At 63.1% G+C, this 16,364-nt stretch carries 17 protein-coding genes; 6 read left to right on the plus strand and 11 right to left on the minus strand.

Annotated features, from left to right (window positions below):
• Positions 1-4 precede the first annotated feature (4 nt).
• Complete coding sequence (locus tag AC13C2_RS02595) at positions 5-376, plus strand: hypothetical protein (RefSeq protein WP_339644664.1); 372 nt, start codon at positions 5-7, stop codon at positions 374-376.
• Here AC13C2_RS02595 and AC13C2_RS02600 read toward each other — a convergent pair.
• The gene (locus tag AC13C2_RS02600) at positions 373-1,083 is read right to left on the minus strand and encodes a CDP-alcohol phosphatidyltransferase family protein (protein ID WP_339644662.1); all 711 of its coding nucleotides are present in this window, start codon (positions 1,081-1,083) and stop codon (positions 373-375) included. The two genes, AC13C2_RS02595 and AC13C2_RS02600, sit on opposite strands and share 4 nt — an antisense overlap.
• A gap of 97 nt (positions 1,084-1,180) precedes the next feature.
• Positions 1,181-1,762, minus strand: a complete 582-nt coding sequence (locus AC13C2_RS02605; protein ID WP_482885858.1) for a cytochrome P460 family protein — start codon at positions 1,760-1,762, stop codon at positions 1,181-1,183.
• 141 nt (positions 1,763-1,903) lie between these two features.
• Between AC13C2_RS02605 and AC13C2_RS02610 the strand changes: the two genes are divergently transcribed.
• Positions 1,904-3,082: an acetylornithine transaminase gene (locus tag AC13C2_RS02610; RefSeq protein ID WP_482885859.1), complete on the plus strand. Its 1,179-nt coding sequence runs from the start codon at positions 1,904-1,906 to the stop codon at positions 3,080-3,082.
• A gap of 72 nt (positions 3,083-3,154) precedes the next feature.
• A complete protein-coding gene (gene argF, locus AC13C2_RS02615; protein ID WP_092760658.1) occupies positions 3,155-4,081 on the plus strand; it encodes an ornithine carbamoyltransferase in 927 nt (308 codons plus the stop codon).
• Between the two features lie 199 nt (positions 4,082-4,280).
• On the opposite strand, the gene AC13C2_RS02620 is transcribed toward argF, so the two are convergent.
• The gene (locus tag AC13C2_RS02620) at positions 4,281-5,090 is read right to left on the minus strand and encodes an ABC transporter permease (protein ID WP_339644651.1); all 810 of its coding nucleotides are present in this window, start codon (positions 5,088-5,090) and stop codon (positions 4,281-4,283) included.
• A 144-nt stretch (positions 5,091-5,234) separates the two neighbouring features.
• On the opposite strand from AC13C2_RS02620, the gene AC13C2_RS02625 reads away from it, so the two are divergent.
• Positions 5,235-5,840 (plus strand): GcrA family cell cycle regulator, encoded by a 606-nt coding sequence (locus tag AC13C2_RS02625; RefSeq protein ID WP_482885860.1) that lies wholly within the window; start codon positions 5,235-5,237, stop codon positions 5,838-5,840.
• A gap of 58 nt (positions 5,841-5,898) precedes the next feature.
• Here the strand turns inward: AC13C2_RS02625 and pssA are convergent, their stop codons facing one another.
• From pssA to AC13C2_RS02640, 3 genes are all read right to left on the minus strand, one after another.
• On the minus strand, positions 5,899-6,630 hold the full coding sequence (gene pssA / locus AC13C2_RS02630) for a CDP-diacylglycerol--serine O-phosphatidyltransferase (protein WP_482885861.1): 732 nt from the start codon (positions 6,628-6,630) through the stop codon (positions 5,899-5,901).
• A complete protein-coding gene (locus AC13C2_RS02635) occupies positions 6,631-7,326 on the minus strand; it encodes a phosphatidylserine decarboxylase (protein ID WP_092760650.1) in 696 nt (231 codons plus the stop codon).
• 86 nt (positions 7,327-7,412) lie between these two features.
• On the minus strand, positions 7,413-9,383 hold the full coding sequence (locus tag AC13C2_RS02640) for an AsmA family protein (RefSeq protein WP_482885862.1): 1,971 nt from the start codon (positions 9,381-9,383) through the stop codon (positions 7,413-7,415).
• Between the two features lie 88 nt (positions 9,384-9,471).
• On the opposite strand from AC13C2_RS02640, the gene rimO reads away from it, so the two are divergent.
• Positions 9,472-10,860, plus strand: a complete 1,389-nt coding sequence (gene rimO / locus AC13C2_RS02645; RefSeq protein WP_482885863.1) for a 30S ribosomal protein S12 methylthiotransferase RimO — start codon at positions 9,472-9,474, stop codon at positions 10,858-10,860.
• Here the strand turns inward: rimO and msrB are convergent.
• The 3 genes from msrB to AC13C2_RS02660 all read right to left on the minus strand — a co-directional run bounded on the left by msrB (position 10,847) and on the right by AC13C2_RS02660 (position 12,971).
• Positions 10,847-11,326 carry a peptide-methionine (R)-S-oxide reductase MsrB gene (gene msrB / locus AC13C2_RS02650; protein ID WP_482885864.1) on the minus strand — a complete coding sequence of 160 codons (480 nt, stop codon included), beginning with the start codon at positions 11,324-11,326 and terminating at the stop codon, positions 10,847-10,849. The two genes, rimO and msrB, sit on opposite strands and share 14 nt — an antisense overlap.
• 74 nt (positions 11,327-11,400) lie before the next feature.
• Complete coding sequence (locus AC13C2_RS02655; protein ID WP_482885865.1) at positions 11,401-12,183, minus strand: CE1 family esterase; 783 nt, start codon at positions 12,181-12,183, stop codon at positions 11,401-11,403.
• 77 nt (positions 12,184-12,260) lie between these two features.
• Positions 12,261-12,971, minus strand: coding sequence for a M48 family metallopeptidase (locus tag AC13C2_RS02660; protein WP_482885866.1), 711 nt, complete (start codon positions 12,969-12,971; stop codon positions 12,261-12,263).
• Positions 12,972-13,090: 119 nt separating this feature from the next.
• Here AC13C2_RS02660 and AC13C2_RS02665 point away from each other — a divergent pair, with 119 nt between their 5' ends.
• Positions 13,091-13,321 carry a hypothetical protein gene (locus AC13C2_RS02665; RefSeq protein WP_092760638.1) on the plus strand — a complete coding sequence of 77 codons (231 nt, stop codon included), beginning with the start codon at positions 13,091-13,093 and terminating at the stop codon, positions 13,319-13,321.
• Positions 13,322-13,378: 57 nt separating this feature from the next.
• Here AC13C2_RS02665 and AC13C2_RS02670 read toward each other — a convergent pair whose 3' ends face one another.
• Positions 13,379-14,341 (minus strand): acetyl-CoA carboxylase carboxyltransferase subunit alpha, encoded by a 963-nt coding sequence (locus tag AC13C2_RS02670; RefSeq protein ID WP_482885867.1) that lies wholly within the window; start codon positions 14,339-14,341, stop codon positions 13,379-13,381.
• A gap of 783 nt (positions 14,342-15,124) precedes the next feature.
• Positions 15,125-16,306, minus strand: a complete 1,182-nt coding sequence (locus tag AC13C2_RS02675) for a LytS/YhcK type 5TM receptor domain-containing protein (RefSeq protein ID WP_482885868.1) — start codon at positions 16,304-16,306, stop codon at positions 15,125-15,127.
• Positions 16,307-16,364 lie beyond the last annotated feature (58 nt).

Below are 16,364 nucleotides of genomic sequence, written 5' to 3' on the forward strand. Positions count from 1 at the left end.
ATACATGAAACCGCTGTTGATCGCTCTTATGCTGACCGCCCCGGCCTTGCCGCTCGCCGCGCAGGAAGATGATCGCCCGGTGACCGAGCGGGGCCTCCGGCTGTTCCTCGACGGATTGATCGAGGACATGGAGCCGGCCCTGCGCGATCTGGAGGGGCTGGCACAGGATGCCACGCCCTTCATGGAGGAAATGCAGCGCAGCCTGAGTGACATCATAGATGATTTCGACGTCTACGATGTGCCCGAGGTGCTTCCGAACGGCGATATACTCATCCGCCGGAAAACCCCGCTGACCCCCGACCTGCCTGGCCCCGACCTTCGCGACCCTGACATGCCGGAGATCGAGCCGAATGCCGACGGGTCGTTCGACCTTTAACGCTGCCGCTCGCGCCCTGCGATGCCGCCGAGTGCCTGCTGCACCGCGCCCGCGCAGAGCAGATAGAGCGTACAGACAGCGAAGACCCAGCCCAGGACCGGACCCAGCCCGAATTCCCCCCAGGCGGCCGTCAGCGCCAGGATCATCCAGACCGTCGTGACCGACAGCGTGACGGGGCGCCATTGCCGCGTCCGGGTCGGATGCACGAAGCGGATCGGAAGGAACATCGCGACCGACAGCAGGATCGCCGCGATCAGCGTCATCCAGGGATTGGGTTGCAGAATGAAAACCGTCAGGGCGACCATGTTCCAGCAGCCGGGAAACCCCTCGAAGCTGGCATCGGCGGTTTTCATCCGCGTGTCGCAGAAATACAGCGCCGAAGCGAAGGGCACCACGATCAGGATGCCCCAACCCGCCCAGCCCGGCACCAGACCGGACGCATAGAGCGCGTAGACCGGGATAAACACATAGGTCAGGTAGTCGATGATCAGATCGAGCAGAACACCATCGAAACGCGCCGCATGAAGGGTTACATCCCAGCGCCGGGCCAGCGGGCCGTCGACGCCATCCACGATCAGTGCCATCAGAAGCCAAAGGAACATCCCCGACCACGCGCCTTCGACCGCCGCCAGCAGGGACAGCATCGCGAAGACCGCGCCGGTGGCGGTCAGCAGATGCACGGAAAGGGCTCGGGTGCGGGGCCACATCCGTCACATCTGCCCGTCAGACCGGCCGATGTCGAGAGAGCACACGGGATATCCCGGTCGCGGGATGCCCGATGTCTGACGCAGGCCTGTGACCGGATCAGTTTGCTGTCAGGCGCACCTCTTCCAGCGGATACCCCATGCTGTCCTGCGTATCGAAACCGATATGACAGTCGCTGCAGAAGCTCTGGCTGATCTTCATGTCCTTGCCGTTGGGCTGAACGGCCGAGTAAAGCCAGTTGTCATTGTCCGGCGCATCGTCGACCTTGGTCATGATGAACAGCGGACCGACGCGGCCCGTCCCGTCGCCAACAGCGATGGATTCCTTGGCAAGAACCGACCCTACCGGCATTTCGAAACCGCCCTCTTCGAACTTCAGATACTGCTCGGCCGCGACATCGTTGGCGAAGGTCAGAAGGAAGCGGTCGCCATGGGGGCCGGGGACGGCGGCGCGGGTCGCGGTGGGCATCCAGTCGCGATAGATGGCAGCGATTTCGTTGCCTTCGGAGGTATAGCCTTCGACCATGCGATCGGACATGCAGTTGTAGAATGCATCGACACCGGCGGCATCCAGATCGTAATAATCGCCTTCGACGGTGCAGACCTCCTGCGCGGCGAGGGGCGCGGCGAGCGTCAGACCTCCGGCTAATGCGGCAGCGGTGGCCATGGTTGTGCGTTTCATGATTCTCTCCGATTGATTGCCGGTCATTGAACCACTCCGCCCGATCACGTTCATCCAACGATGGCGTGAGGGGGGCGCGTTGACAGGCCTCCGGATTTGCGCCACGCCCAAATCTCCGAAACCCTGACCCAAGGAAATGGTATGATCCCCGCCGTTCTGCCCACCTACAACCGCGCGCCGCTGAGCTTCGTCTCGGGCGAAGGCTCCTGGCTGGTGGAAGCGGACGGGCGACGTTTTCTGGACCTGGGCGCAGGCATCGCGGTGAACGTGCTGGGCCACGCCAATCCGGCGCTTGTCTCGGCGCTGACGACGCAGGCCGGGGCGTTATGGCACACCAGCAACCTGTATCAGATCCCGCAACAGCAGGCGCTGGCTGAAAAACTGGTCGAGCATACCTTCGCGGACACCTGTTTCTTTACCAACTCCGGCACCGAAGCCTGCGAACTGGCGGTCAAGATGGCGCGCAAGTACTGGACCGAAAAGGGCCAGCCCGAACGGCATGTGATCCTGGCCTTCACCGGCAGCTTTCATGGCCGGTCCGCCGCAGGTATCGCCGCCGCCGGGTCCGAGAAGATGACCAGGGGTTTCGGCCCCCTGCTGCCGGGTTTTCGTCACCTGCCGTTCGGCGATCACGATGCGTTGACCGAGGCGATGAAATCCCCCGACGTCGCCGCCGTGATCCTGGAGCCGGTGCAGGGCGAAGGCGGCATCGTGCCCGTGCCTGACCAATGTCTGAAGGGATTGCGCGACCTGTGTGACCAGACCGGAGCGCTGTTGATCTTCGACGAGGTGCAATGCGGCATGGGCCGGACCGGCAAGCTGTTCGCGCATGAATGGGCCGGTGTGTCGCCCGACATCATGATGGTCGCCAAGGGCATCGGCGGGGGCTTCCCGTTGGGCGCGCTTCTGGCAACCGAGGATGCGGCCATCGGCATGACGGCAGGCACGCATGGCAGCACCTATGGCGGCAACCCGCTGGCCTGCGCCGTGGGCAATGCCGTCATGGATATTGTCGCGACGGATGACTTTCTGGCCGAGGTGAACCGCAAGGCCGCGTTGTTCCGGCAGGGACTGGAGGGCCTCGTGGCGTCGCACCCGGATGTGTTCGACTTCGTGCGCGGATCGGGCCTGATGCTGGGCCTGAAGTGCAAAATGCCGAACACCGACGTGCTGGCCGCGGCCTACGGGCAGGAGCTTTGCGTCATACCCGCCGCCGACAACGTCCTGCGCCTTCTGCCCCCGCTGAATATCACCGACGACGATATCCGCGAGGCGTTGATCCGACTGGACCGCACCGCCGCGGCCCTCGTCCCAGCCTGAATTCAAGCTTTCCCGAAATATCCTCGGAGGTTGAGGCCAGACGGCTCCCACCCTCTCCGCAAGGAGCGATACATGAACAATTTTCTCGATATTCACAGAACCGATCCGGCGCAGCTACGCGCGATCCTCGATACGGCGATGGCCATGAAGACGGGGCGCGGCGACCGCCCCAAGGGCACGCCCGACGATGACCTGCCGCTGGCAGGCCGTGTCGTCGCGCTGATCTTCGAGAAGCCCTCGACCCGGACGCGGATCAGTTTCGATGTCGGAACCCGCCAGATGGGCGGCACGACAATGGTTCTGTCTGGCGCGGACATGCAACTGGGACATGGCGAAACCATCGCCGACACCGCCCGCGTTCTGTCGCGTTATGTCGACCTGATCATGATCCGGACTTTCGGCGAGGATATTCTGACCGAAATGGCAGAACATGCCAGCGTGCCGGTCATCAACGGCCTGACCGACAATTCGCATCCCTGCCAGATCATGGCCGACGTCATGACATTCGAGGAACATCGCGGCCCCATCGTGGGCAAGCGTGTGGCGTGGATGGGTGACGGCAATAACGTGGCCCAAAGTTTCCTGCATGCCGCCGCCAGCTTCGGGTTCAACTTCACGTTCTCCGGGCCGCAGCAACTGGACCCGCCCGATGCCGTCGTGGGGGCCGCCCGCAAGGCCGGCTGCGACGTGCGGATCGAACGCGACCCAGCGCGCGCGGTGGCCGATGCCGACCTGATCGTGACCGACACCTGGGTCAGCATGGGTGACGCGGAATCGTCGCGGCAGCGGCGGCACAACCTGTTGCGCCCCTATCAGGTGAACGAGGCCCTGATCGCCGCGGCACCGGACCATGCGCTGGTCATGCACTGCCTGCCCGCCCACCGCGGCGAAGAGATCACCGATGCCGTGCTGGATGGCCCCCGGTCGGTCGTCTTCGACGAGGCGGAAAACCGGCTGCACGCGCAGAAGGCGATCATGCGCTGGTGTCTGGGTGTCTGACGCCGATGAGATCCTTCGACGAAGGATCGCGCGAACCCGATTGCCGGGGCCTTGATGGTCGCCGCCACCGTTCTGATGCACACGGGCTTTCTGGCCTGGAGAGAGGGCCGCCTGCGGTCATTTCGACAGCACCAGGAGCGTTCCCGCCGTCCGTTCCCCGCCGCCCGGCCTGACGGCGATCTTGTCGTCTGAACAGATATCAGGACTTCAGACGATACCCCGTCCGGAACATCCACCACGCGACGCCACAGAGCGCCAGCGTCGTGCCGGAGACGACCGCGAAACCCAGCCAGGGCGAGCTGTCGGATACGCCCAGCACCGAAGACCGCAATCCGTCAATCAGGTAGAAGATCGGGTTACCATAGCTGAGAGCACGCATCACAGGCGGCAGTCCCTCGATGGAATAGAATGTGCCTGACAGGAAGCTGAGCGGTGTCACAATGAAGTTGGTGATCGCCGCCATCTGGTCGAATTTGTTGGCGAAGACCCCCGCGATGATGCCGATGGACCCAAGGAAAGCACCACCAAGGCTGACCCAGACCAGCGCCATGACCGGGTTCTGAATACCGAGGCCGATAAACGGGAATAGCAGAACCGTGATCGCCACCGCCACCATCAGCCCGCGCAGGATACCGCCGACCAGATAGCCGACGACCAGTTCGAAGGCCGAGAGGGGCGGCATCAACGTGTCGACGATATTGCCCTGCACCTTGGAGATGACGATGGAGGACGATACATTTGCAAAGGAATTCTGGATCACGGTCATCATCAGGATGCCGGGTGCCAGAAACTGAACGAAAGGCACACCCATGACGTCACCGCGCCGGGTGCCGATCGCCAGAGAAAAAACCAGCAGAAACAGTGTGGCGGTCGCCAGGGGTGCCAGCAATGTCTGGGTCCAGACGGCGACGAACCGGCGCACTTCGCGAATCGTCAGCGTCCACATCCCCAGCCAGTTGACGTGGCCGAAACGACGCACACCCTGTTGCAGCTCTGTCGTGTCTGACATTTGCGACCCTCTGACCGGGCGTCCGGCTTGTGACGGACGCATGGGATGCTTACAATAGCACTTCCTCCGGGATCGCCACCCCTAGCGGTGTGCGTATCCGAACACAACAAACGGGGGATATGAGCAGTTTTCAAGGAGAGTGGCATGGCCTGGACCGATGACCGCGTCGAGACCCTCAAGCGTATGTGGGGCGAAGGGGCCTCTGCCTCGCAGATCGCCAAGGAACTTGGGGGCGTCACCCGCAATGCGGTGATCGGCAAGGTCCACAGGCTGGGTCTGAGCAACCGCAACGCCGACGAGGCGAAGCCCGCGTCCCAGACGCCCGCCAAACCGGCACCCGCGCCGAAGACCGCGAAACCGGACCCGACGCCTGCCCCCAAGCCCGAGCCTGTGCCCGCCGTCGAAGAAGATGACGACGACGAGCCGCGGACCATGGCAGCCGTGCCGCAGGGCACCAATGTCACGCCCCTGCGCAAACCGTTGATGGCCGGACAGCCGTTGCCGCCGCAACCTTCGGCCAACGAGATTTCGCCCGAAGCCCTGGCCAAGGTGAATGCGGTCGAGAAGACGGCCAAGAAGATTTCGCTGATGGAGTTGACCGAACGGACCTGCAAATGGCCGATCGGCGATCCGGCGACGGAAAAGTTCTGGTTCTGCGGACTGCAGACCCAGGCTGGAAAGCCCTATTGCGAGGCGCATGTCTCTGTCGCGTTTCAGCCGATGTCGTCGCGCCGCGATCGCAAGCGGTAGCATCGGGCGTATCCGTAGTTTCGCGAAGGCCCCTTAGGAATGAGGGGCCTTTTTTCCGTCAGAGCCGCCGTTTTGCAACGCCCCAAGCAAGCAGGGAGAGATACAGAACCGTCGCGGCAACATGGAACAGCCAGAGGCGCGTCAGCATCAGGCCAATGATGATGGCCGCCGCCAGCAGAACATAGACCGCGTTGTCCCGGCTGATCCGCATCGCCTTGAGCGACAGGGTTTTGAAGCGCGCGATCATCATCGCACCGACGGCCAGCATCCAGATCGCCACCAGCAATTGCAGGTCGCGCAGGTCCACGAAATCGGCGAGATAAAGCGTGACCGGAAAGATGCCCAGCATCGCACCCGCCGGGGCCGGAACACCGGTGAAGGATTGCTTGTCATCGGATGTTTCGCCCTTGGCGGCGACGTTGAAGCGGGCCAGTCGCAGACAACAGCAGATTGCGAAGAACAACGCTGCGAGCCAGCCCATGCCGGCCAGATTTCCCAACCCGAAATGATAGACCAGCAGCGCCGGAGCGACACCGAAACAGACGAAATCCGACAGGGAATCCAACTCTGCCCCGAAAGGCGATGCCGCATTCAGTCGCCGTGCCAGCAAACCGTCCAGACCGTCGATCAGTGCGGCAAGGATCAGCAGCCCGGCCGCGATATCGAAACGGTTGTCGAACGTGAAGCGGATCGACGTCAGACCGACGCTGAGGCCCAGCAGCGTCACGATGTTCGGCACCAGCGAGATCAGCGGCAGGCGCCCTTCGCGCGTTTCCTGCACCGGCGGCATTTACTCGACCCTTGATGTAGCGGGGCGCGCATCGCCCAGAATGGCAAGGATGCTTTCGCCCGATGTCATGACCTGCCCGACGGACACGCGTGGCGCAGTGCCTTCGGGAAGATAGACATCCAGTCGTGATCCGAAGCGGATCAGTCCGAAGCGGTCACCCCGCGCCAGGCGCGCGCCCTGATCGACTTCGCACAGGATACGACGTGCCACGAGTCCGGCGATCTGCACGACACCCAGACGGGTGCCATCGTCCATCGTCAGGACGATGCCGTTGCGCTCGTTCTCCTCGGAGGCCTTATCCAGTTCGGCCGAAAAGAATTTGCCGGGACGATAGGCGACCGCCGTGACCTCGCCCGCGACGGGCGCACGGTTCACGTGGCAGTCGAACACGGACATGAAGACCGACACGCGGGTCAGAGGCTCCGCGCCAAGCCCCAATTCGACCGGGGGAACGGCGGGTCCGATCAGCGACACGACGCCATCGGCGGGTGAGACGATCAATCCGTCATCCATCGGCACGGTGCGGTCGGGATCGCGAAAGAAGTAGTAGCACCAGATCGTCAGCGCCGTGGCGATCACGCCCAGCGGTTCCCACACGAACCAGAGGATCAGAGTCACGGCAATGAAGATCGCGATGAATTTCCGGCCTTCCGGATGGATGGGTTTGACGACCGTTCCGACAAGGCTGACGCTCATGGGGCACTCCTGTTGCTAGGGTGCCAGATAGCGCGGGGGTGTGTCCGGGTCCAGCACGGTGGGGCCATGCGATTTTGCCGGCGTCATCAACGGCCCAGCAAGAGGTCCAGCAATTTTTCCTCGACCCGGTCCTTGAGGGCGTCCTCAAGCGCATCACGATCGGTCAGAACTTCGGGTGCGATCTCCAGTTCATCGGCAATCCGGGTCCGGGCCAGTTCGCCGGCGCGGTCGCGCGCCTCGGTCTGCGCACGCTCCACGTCCAGTTTTTGCCGGGCGATATATTCCAGATCGGGACGAATGCGGGGGTCCGACCACGGGCCTTCGATCAAAAGCGGCACGGTAATGCCATCGCTGCCACCCCCTCGCCGCAAGGTCGGGATCAAACGATAACTGATGGTCTGAGCCCCAAGCGCGATGTCCCCCGCGCCGGTCGCCAACAAATAGGGGGCCGTCAGCGACAGATCGTCACCGCGCGCAATGCCGTCCGTCACGACGAAACTGGACGAAACCCCGTCGAATACGGTCTTTTGCCCTTCGCCACGGTAGCCCAGGTCCAGCGTTCGGACCATGCCACCGATGTCGAACCCGAGAATTTCGCCCGCTCCCATCCGAAACGCCACATTTCCGGACAGGCTGTCGATCAGTTGTTGCGTGGTGTCGCCGATGCCCAGCAGGTCCAGCGAGATATCCGCCTGTCCGATCAGCCGGTCGAAATCGGCGAATTCAGTCAGGAAGGGCTGCATCTGCAACCCCGACAGTTCCAGCGTCGCGCGCGAGGACAGGCCGCCGCGTCCGTTCACGACGACATCGCCGGTGACGGTGCCGCCATATGCGATCAGCGGCTGCAGGGTGACGACGGCGCGGCCATCGTCGACCACGGCGCGGGCCCGCACCTCGTCGAATGTTGCATCGCCCATGGTCACAGCGCCGCTGCTGAAGGTCAGTTCCCCGTCCGCTGCGAACAGGCCCGAAACATCGAGTGTTTCGCGGGCCCAGCCGGTCTCGGAGACCAGAGCCGTTTCGCCGCCCTGTCCCTTCCGGCTGAGCGCGGTCAGGTCCAGCGTATCGGCCGACAGATTGGCAACCAGCCGGGTCCTTGCGCCGTTCGGGTCCACGTCCAGCGCACCGGTCAGGCGGTTGGTGTCCAGATCCATGATCATGTCCCGAAAGTGCAGCGTGCCCGCCGGGGCCAGTGTGATCGCGGCGTTCAGCGCGATGGACCGCGCGCCCAGACCGTCAGGCAGATCGGGAACGACGATGCCCAGCACGTTGGCCACCTTGAACCGATCCGATGACGTGGCCTCGATCCGACCCTCGAATGACAGCGGGTCCAGATCGGCTCGACCGTCCAGCCGCAGCGCCGTCTCGCCCGCCCGCAGGCTGAACGCGACAGGCGTCAGCGCGCCTTCCATCAGCGAACGGGCTGCGTCGAGCGAAGCTTCCAGCGTGACGGCCTGCCCGCTGACAAGGGCAGAACCGGTGATGCGGACGGGGCTGTTCAGATCGGCCAGCCGGGTCTCCAGATCGACTGCACGCAGACGGATCTGCGTTCCGTCCTCGTGATCCAGCCATGTCACGTCGGCTCCGGTCAGGATTGCCCGGTCAATGGAAAGCGCACGGGCGGAGGCACCGCCGCCATCAGACCCGACCGAACCCGGTTGCGCGACCGGTGTCCCCGGTATCTCCCAGTTTCCACGCCCATCGGCGTTGCGTTCAAGGATCAGGCGCGCGCCGTCGATCTGCAGGGTCTCGATCCGGATGTCGCTGCCGAAGATGGATCCGAGGGCAATGCCCACTTCCAGTGTTTCCGCCGTCAGCATGGGGCCTTGATCGGACCACCCGGCATTCGCGATTTCGATCCCTTCGGCGCGGATACCTGGTCGCGGCCAGAGCGTCGCCTTCACCGGACCGCCCAGCGTCAGCGCGCGCCCGGTCGTTGCCTCGAACCGATCCGCGGCCAGTTGCGCCACCCGTTCCGTCGGCACCATGATCAGGACGACGACCGCAATCAGTATCAATGTGACCAGCGTCAGCGCGCTTCGGATCAGCCATTTCATCCGCAATCCCCCCGTGCCCGACGATGAATCGCTTGCACCCATACCGCAAGGGGTTCCACGGACCGCGAGGGCAGCTTATGTGGCCTGCATGTCCCAGAATCCGCCTGAACTTCGCCCCGACCTCGCCCCCCGCGCCGTCCTGCCCGGCGATGCGCGCCCCGGTCAGCCGAAAATCGGGATGGTGTCGCTCGGCTGCCCCAAGGCGCTGGTGGATTCGGAGCGGATCCTGACTCGTTTGCGGGCAGAGGGATACGCCATCTCTCCCGATTATGCAGGGGCGGAGGCGGTGATCGTGAACACCTGCGGCTTCCTCGACAGCGCCAAGGCCGAGAGCCTGGACGCCATAGGAGAGGCCCTGCGCGAAAACGGGCGCGTCATCGTCACCGGCTGTCTGGGCGCGGAGCCGGAGTACATCACCGGCGCGCACCCCAAGGTGCTGGCCGTCACCGGTCCGCAACAATACGAACAGGTGCTGGATGCCGTGCACAGCGTCGCGCCGCCATCGCCCGACCCGTTCGTCGACCTGTTGCCCGCATCGGGCGTGACGCTTACGCCGCGCCATTTCAGCTATCTGAAGATTTCCGAAGGCTGCAATCACAAGTGCAAGTTCTGCATCATCCCCGACATGCGGGGGCGTCTGCAATCGCGCCCGGCGAAGGCGGTCCTGCGCGAGGCGGAAAAGCTGGTCGAGGCCGGGGTTCGCGAATTGCTGGTCATCAGTCAGGACACTTCGGCCTATGGCACCGATTGGAAAGATCGCGCCGGAGCCGGGACGCATATCGTCGATCTGGCCCGCGATCTGGGGTCGCTGGGGGCCTGGGTGCGCCTGCACTACGTCTATCCCTATCCGTTCGTGCGCGACCTCGTGCCGTTGATGGCGGATGGGTCGATCCTGCCTTATCTGGATGTGCCCTTCCAGCATGCGCACCCCGATACGTTGCGTCGGATGGCGCGGCCTGCCCACGCAGAAAAGACGCTGGACCGGATTGCGGAATGGCGCGGTATCTGCCCGGACATCACGCTGCGCTCGACCTTCATTGTCGGCTATCCCGGCGAGACCGAGGCGGAGTTCCAGACCCTTCTGGACTGGCTGGATGATGCACAACTGGACCGGGTCGGAGCGTTTCGCTACGAAAATGTCGCCGGGGCGCGATCCAATGCCCTGCCCGACCATGTGCCGGATGATGTGAAGGAAGACCGTTTCGCGCGCTTCATGGAGAAGGCGCAGGCAATTTCGGCAGCCAGGCTGGCCGCGAAGGTCGGCACACGGCTCGATGTCATCGTCGACAGCATCGACGATCAGGGCGCGACCTGCCGCACCAAGGCGGATGCGCCCGAAATCGACGGCAACCTGTTCATTGACGAAGGTTTCGAGACGCTGGCCCCCGGCGACATCGTCACGGTCGAGGTTGACGAGGCCAGCGAATACGATTTGTGGGGACGGCTGGCTCAGGAGCGTTCATCTAGGCCGGAATGAAGTTCAGACCCAGGCCGTTGATGCAGTGCCGTTCGCCCGTCGGTTCGGGTCCGTCGTTGAAGACATGGCCCATGTGGCTGCCGCAGTTGGCACAATGCACTTCGGGCAGGATCTCTCCGTAAACGGGATCCGGGCCGCGTTCGATGCCTTCGGCGACTTCCTCGTAGAAGGCGGGCCAGCCGCTGTCGCTGTAATACTTGGTCTTGGAATCATAGACATACTGATCGCAGCCGACGCAGGTATAGATACCTTCGCGCATCTCTTCGTGCAGGGGACTGGAAAACGGCCTCTCGGTCGCGTTCTGGCGCAGCACAAGATACTGATTTTCCGTCAGTCGCGCGCGCCATTCGTCATCGGTGTAGGTCACCGGGAAGGTCGCGGCCATCGCGCGGCCTCCAAGGGTCGAAGTGGCGGCCAGCGCAGCAAGCGCGGAACCGGTCGTGAGGAATGAACGCCTGCTGATCATGATGTTTCCAGTCTGTTGCAATGTCGGAGCCACGTCGGGTGGGTCGACCGAGTTTCAAAACCGGCGAATAATTTTCACCCAAGGACCTCCTGCAGAATGCGGGCAACCCAGCCGCGCGGGATCAGATGACTGGCCGAATGGACATCCATCGTCACCAGTCCGCGGGCACAGTCCCATTCGTGACGTTCATGTGTCAGCCACTCCACCGCCCTCCAGTCATAGCGGCGAGCTACGGCTCCACAGCCCATCCATGTTTTCCACATGGCGACGGCCTGAGTTTCGTCGCCATCGGGCCCATAAGGAAAGTCCAGCACGGTGTCCGTCGTGCCATGCACATGGCTGACGCGGGCAGGCGGTGCGCCCTGACACTCGGTTCCTGGTGGAAAGGCCCCTGAAATCAACAGCAGTGCATCAATCCGCCCGCCACCGTCGCAGGCGAACCGCGCAGCCATCAAAGCGCCCCAGCTATAACCCGATACGATCAGCGGCTGCCCCGCCGTGGGATACCGTTTCGCGATATCGGCCAGAACGGCCTGCGCGAATGCCGTGTCGCGTGACCCCGGCCTGCGAAAATCCCAGGTGCGCCCCAGTCCGTCGGGCGCCACGAACAGGACACCGGCGGCGGCGGCGGCTCCGCCGGTGCGTGGACTCCGGGCGGAAACCTGTCCCTGGCGTCCCCATCCGTGAAAATGCAGTTGAACCGCCAGCGGGCTTTTCCCGTCCCATCCGTCCGGCTCCCGGACGAAATAGGACCGGTCGCCAAGCTGGCAGGTCTCTGCGCCGGTGCAGGCGGCGGCCGGCGCGGCCGCGACGACCATGGCCATCAGCATCGCAGACAGGAGGGCAATCGATTTCATGCCCGCCTGCCTGTCAAACCGCCGCCCCGCCGACCAGTCACTTCGACGTCAGACACGGGGTTCCGATACGGATGTGGTCAGAGACCCGCCGCTGTGCGTCGAACGACCTCGATGCGCTCGCTGTTGGGCGGATGTGTCCCCAGGAAACGGTCGCCCGGATCGGGAATCCGCATGAAGAACGCCGCACCGCGCACCGGATCAAACCCAGCGCGGGCCGTGATGACGGTGCCCAGGGCGTCCGCCTCCAACTCGTGCTCCTTGGAGTAGCGGCGCGCGCCGACGCCGGCGCTGACGCGGCTGATCTCGTTCACCGTCGCTGAATTGGCCCCCGCCACGGTCGCGATAAGGCCCCCGACAAGCGCGCCGGTCGCCGCCGACTGCTGCTGGCGGGCGATGTGCTGCTCGATGTGATGCGCCGATTCGTGACCGATGACAAAAGCGATTTCATCCCGGTTCCGGGTATCCGCAATCAGCGATTGCGTGAAGGTCAGCACCGGACGGCCCGACCGGTCCAGCGATTGGAAGGCATTCGGCGGCGCGTTCCGGTTCGGGTCGATCCGGATCAGGAAATCGCAGTTCACATTGGACGTCCGTTGGCGACAGAGATTCTCGGCCACCGGCTCGACACGCGAGACGGCAGCCCGAAAATTCGCAATGGCGGTGGACTCGGATATCCGGTCCGGGCTGGCGGACGTGGCAACGGGCGACGGTCCGGTGGATACCGGCTCGATGGCCACGCAGGCGGACAGAAGCGCTGTAAAAAGAAGCGTTGGAATGGAGGATCGCATGGATATTCCCGAATGGTTCGATAGTCTGACGAAAGTTATAGCTCACCAAGTCGCTTTGTCAGTGGTGGACATGCAATAACGGACGCCATTGCAATGCGGAAACGGCGGAGGTCCGGCGAATGTTTTCGATCGAACACGAATTCGATGCAACGATCATAACCCTGGTGGACGAAGGCGAGCCGGGGCGTAAACCCGCCGAGGATGTGATCGTCGCCGCCTTCGAGGAGTGCATCACGCTGACCCAGGCCGACCCGCGAACCGATCTGCCTGTCCGCATCACACTGACGATGGGGCAGTTGCGCGATCTGGCGACGGCGCTGAACCTGCCGGAAGGCGTCTATCGTCGCTAGGTCTGGAGGGACGCGATCCATCTCTGGCCGACGGGAAACAAGTCTGTGGCCTGGATTTCAGGCCGCCAGCCCCTTTGCCCCCATGCCGAGAAACTTCTTCCGCCGTGCAGTCCTGATGGCATTGGCATCCTGGCCGTCGAACTCGCCGAGCAGAGCCGATATGGCCTGACCCACGGAGTTCAACGTGGCGGTGCGGTCGCGGTGCGCGCCGCCCAACGGCTCGGGCACGATCCGGTCGATGACACCCAGCTTCAAAAGATCCTGCGCGGTCAGGCGCAGGGCTTCGGCGGCTTCGCGCATCTTGTCCGCATCCTTCCACAGGATCGAGGCACAGCCCTCGGGCGAAATCACCGAATAGATCGAATGCTCCAGCATCGCGACCCGGTTGGCCGTCGCGAAGGCCACCGCGCCACCCGATCCGCCTTCGCCCACGATAACCGAGATCAGCGGCACACCAAGCCGCAGACAGGTCTGTGTCGACCGGGCAATGGCCTCGGATTGACCTCGCTCTTCCGCGCCTTTGCCGGGGTAGGCACCGGGCGTGTCGATCAGCGTCACGACCGGAAGCCCGAAGCGATCGGCCATTTCCATCAGCCGGATCGCCTTGCGATACCCTTCGGGCCGGGCCATTCCGAAATTCCGCTCGATTCGGGTGCGTGTATCGTGCCCCTTCTCATGCCCGATCACCATGACCGACCTGCCGTCCATCCTGGCCAGGCCACCCATGACGGCATGATCGTCGGCAAAGTTCCGATCCCCGGCAAGCGGGGTCCAGTCAGTGAACAGCGCCTCGATATAATCCTTGCAATGCGGTCGGTCAGCATGACGAGCGACCTGCGCCTTCTGCCACGGGGTCAGCCCCTTGTAGAGCGTCGTCAGCATATCCCGCGCCTTGACGTCCAGCTGTCCCGCTTCTTTCGAGACATCGATCTTGTCGTCGGCGCGGGCCATGGCCCGCAATTCCTCGGCCTTGCCTTCGATTTCCGAGAGCGGCTTTTCGAAATCGAGATACTGCGTCATGTCCGGCCCCTGGATCTTTCGCCACCGATATGGCGTTCATGAGCCTGCGATGCAACAACGACCGGACAGGCCGGCAACCTGTCGTTCGCACTGTGCAGGTGCTGATATGTGCAGGTTCCGTCTGGCCCGCATCTTCCCCAGGCGGCCGTCCTCATCCGAGAACCATCGAATTCCGATCATGGTTGATATTCCGAAAGTCTGTCACATGGGCCGTGCGCCGTTCCGTTGACAGCACAGCAACCCGCCCGATGCGCAGGACATGGCAGTCAATGCCATGACAGTTATACTCAGTGCACCCCGCAAGTTCTCCTTGCGAAACCTGTTCCAGTAAAATCCGGACAAGGGGATCGACGGTATGGTTCAGGTGATCGTGATGATCGCGCGCCTTGCGAAAATTCAACGCTGTGCGGGTGCACGGGGATCGGCGGCGGTTTCATGTTCCGTTCCGGCACTTCGGGCACATGACCAAGGAGGGCACGCTACAGGTTCTGTCGTCGGCCAGTGGGTCACTGGCCAGCGGAAGCTGATAAGATGGCGCAGGCCGCAATTCACCGCACGTCGCAAGCCTGGAAACGGACAAGCGGAGCGTTGTGGCCGCTATTGCAGATGCGGGTGATGGGCCTGGTCAGTCCGGGCCTGGTCAGTCCGGGCCTGGTCAGTCCGGGCCTGGTCAGCCCGGGCCTGGTCAGTCCGCGCGAACGCGGTGCCGAATGGGGCGCTGGCCACGTTGGAAGTGCCCAATAATCTGGCCCTTCAAGACCAGAAATCGTGGGGTGGAAGCGCCTAGATCTGGCCAAACCTTGCCTCGCGCAGGCGGTCAAAGGTTCCGAAAAGATCGTCCCGTCTTCGGCGCGCCGTTTTTGTCTGCGTCTGCATTTCGGCAAAACCTTCCCGCTTCCGTTTGACAGGTATGATCTGAGCCTTGCCAACTTTCTTGATCTTCATATCTGTCAAAATGCGATCCAGAGGCGGAACAGCATCATAGGTGCGAGCGTCAAGCTCCAGCGAAAGTCGGATCGCCGCCATGCCTGGCACCGGGATCGGATCGGATGAAACCTCGCGACGGATGTGCATCAGGAAGTCCGTCTTTGCGCGGTCGGACATGGCGGGAATGGCCATCATTGCCTGATCGGGGCCAATCCAGCCAACGATGCCGCCATCCGGCACAAGTGCGTCCAATCGGGCACTGAGAGCCGCTGTGGCTATCTTGTCGGCTTCGGTCCCCCACATGCGCGCCAAGGCACCGCGATGACGCAATTCGATAGCAATGATGCTCGCTCCGTCCCGCAGACTTCCGGTGACCGATGCCTGCACCAGGGTCCATGCAAACGCTTCTTTTGGCATCAGCCCGTCTGACGCGCCAATATTGGCGGCGCGCCGAAGTTCCGCCTCCTTCAACATTTGACGCCGTTCCCTGTCCAGCAGTCCGGCAACGACGGGAACCGACAGCAGATATAACACGATAAGAATGGGTGCGGCATTCACCATGAACCAGATCGCAACATCAAGCGGCAGAAACACCACGGAAACAAGATGCGTGCTGAGCAGCATCACCAGACCCAGCATCGCCAGCGGCCCCCGCGTCCTGCGGGCCGTGGCCGCGTTCCAGAATGCGCCAGCGGCCCCGGCGATCAGGATTGATGCAACCCCGGCCAGAGCGCCGATTCCCCCGATCTGAAGGCGTGCCGCAATTGCCAGAACCATGCAAAGCAACATCCCGCGCGCACCCAGAAAGGCCCCCGCCAGCACCATAGGTACATTTCGCATATCGATAATCAGACCAGGTATCGGTTCGAACGGGGCATTCATCTGCATCACGGCAACCACACCGAACAAGATGCCCAGCAACGATTCTGCGATCCAGGTTCCCGGCAATGCCCGCCGGATTGACCCATAGAAGATTGCCAGCATTCCCAGAATCGAGAGCGATCCGAAGAAGTCCATCAATGTGCCGATTTCGATCATGGCAGGGTTCCTTGCAGGTGTTGCAAGGGCAAACCTTTCACCGATTCATGAATCGAAC

It is taken from the genome of Jannaschia sp. L-14R (assembly GCF_056857695.1).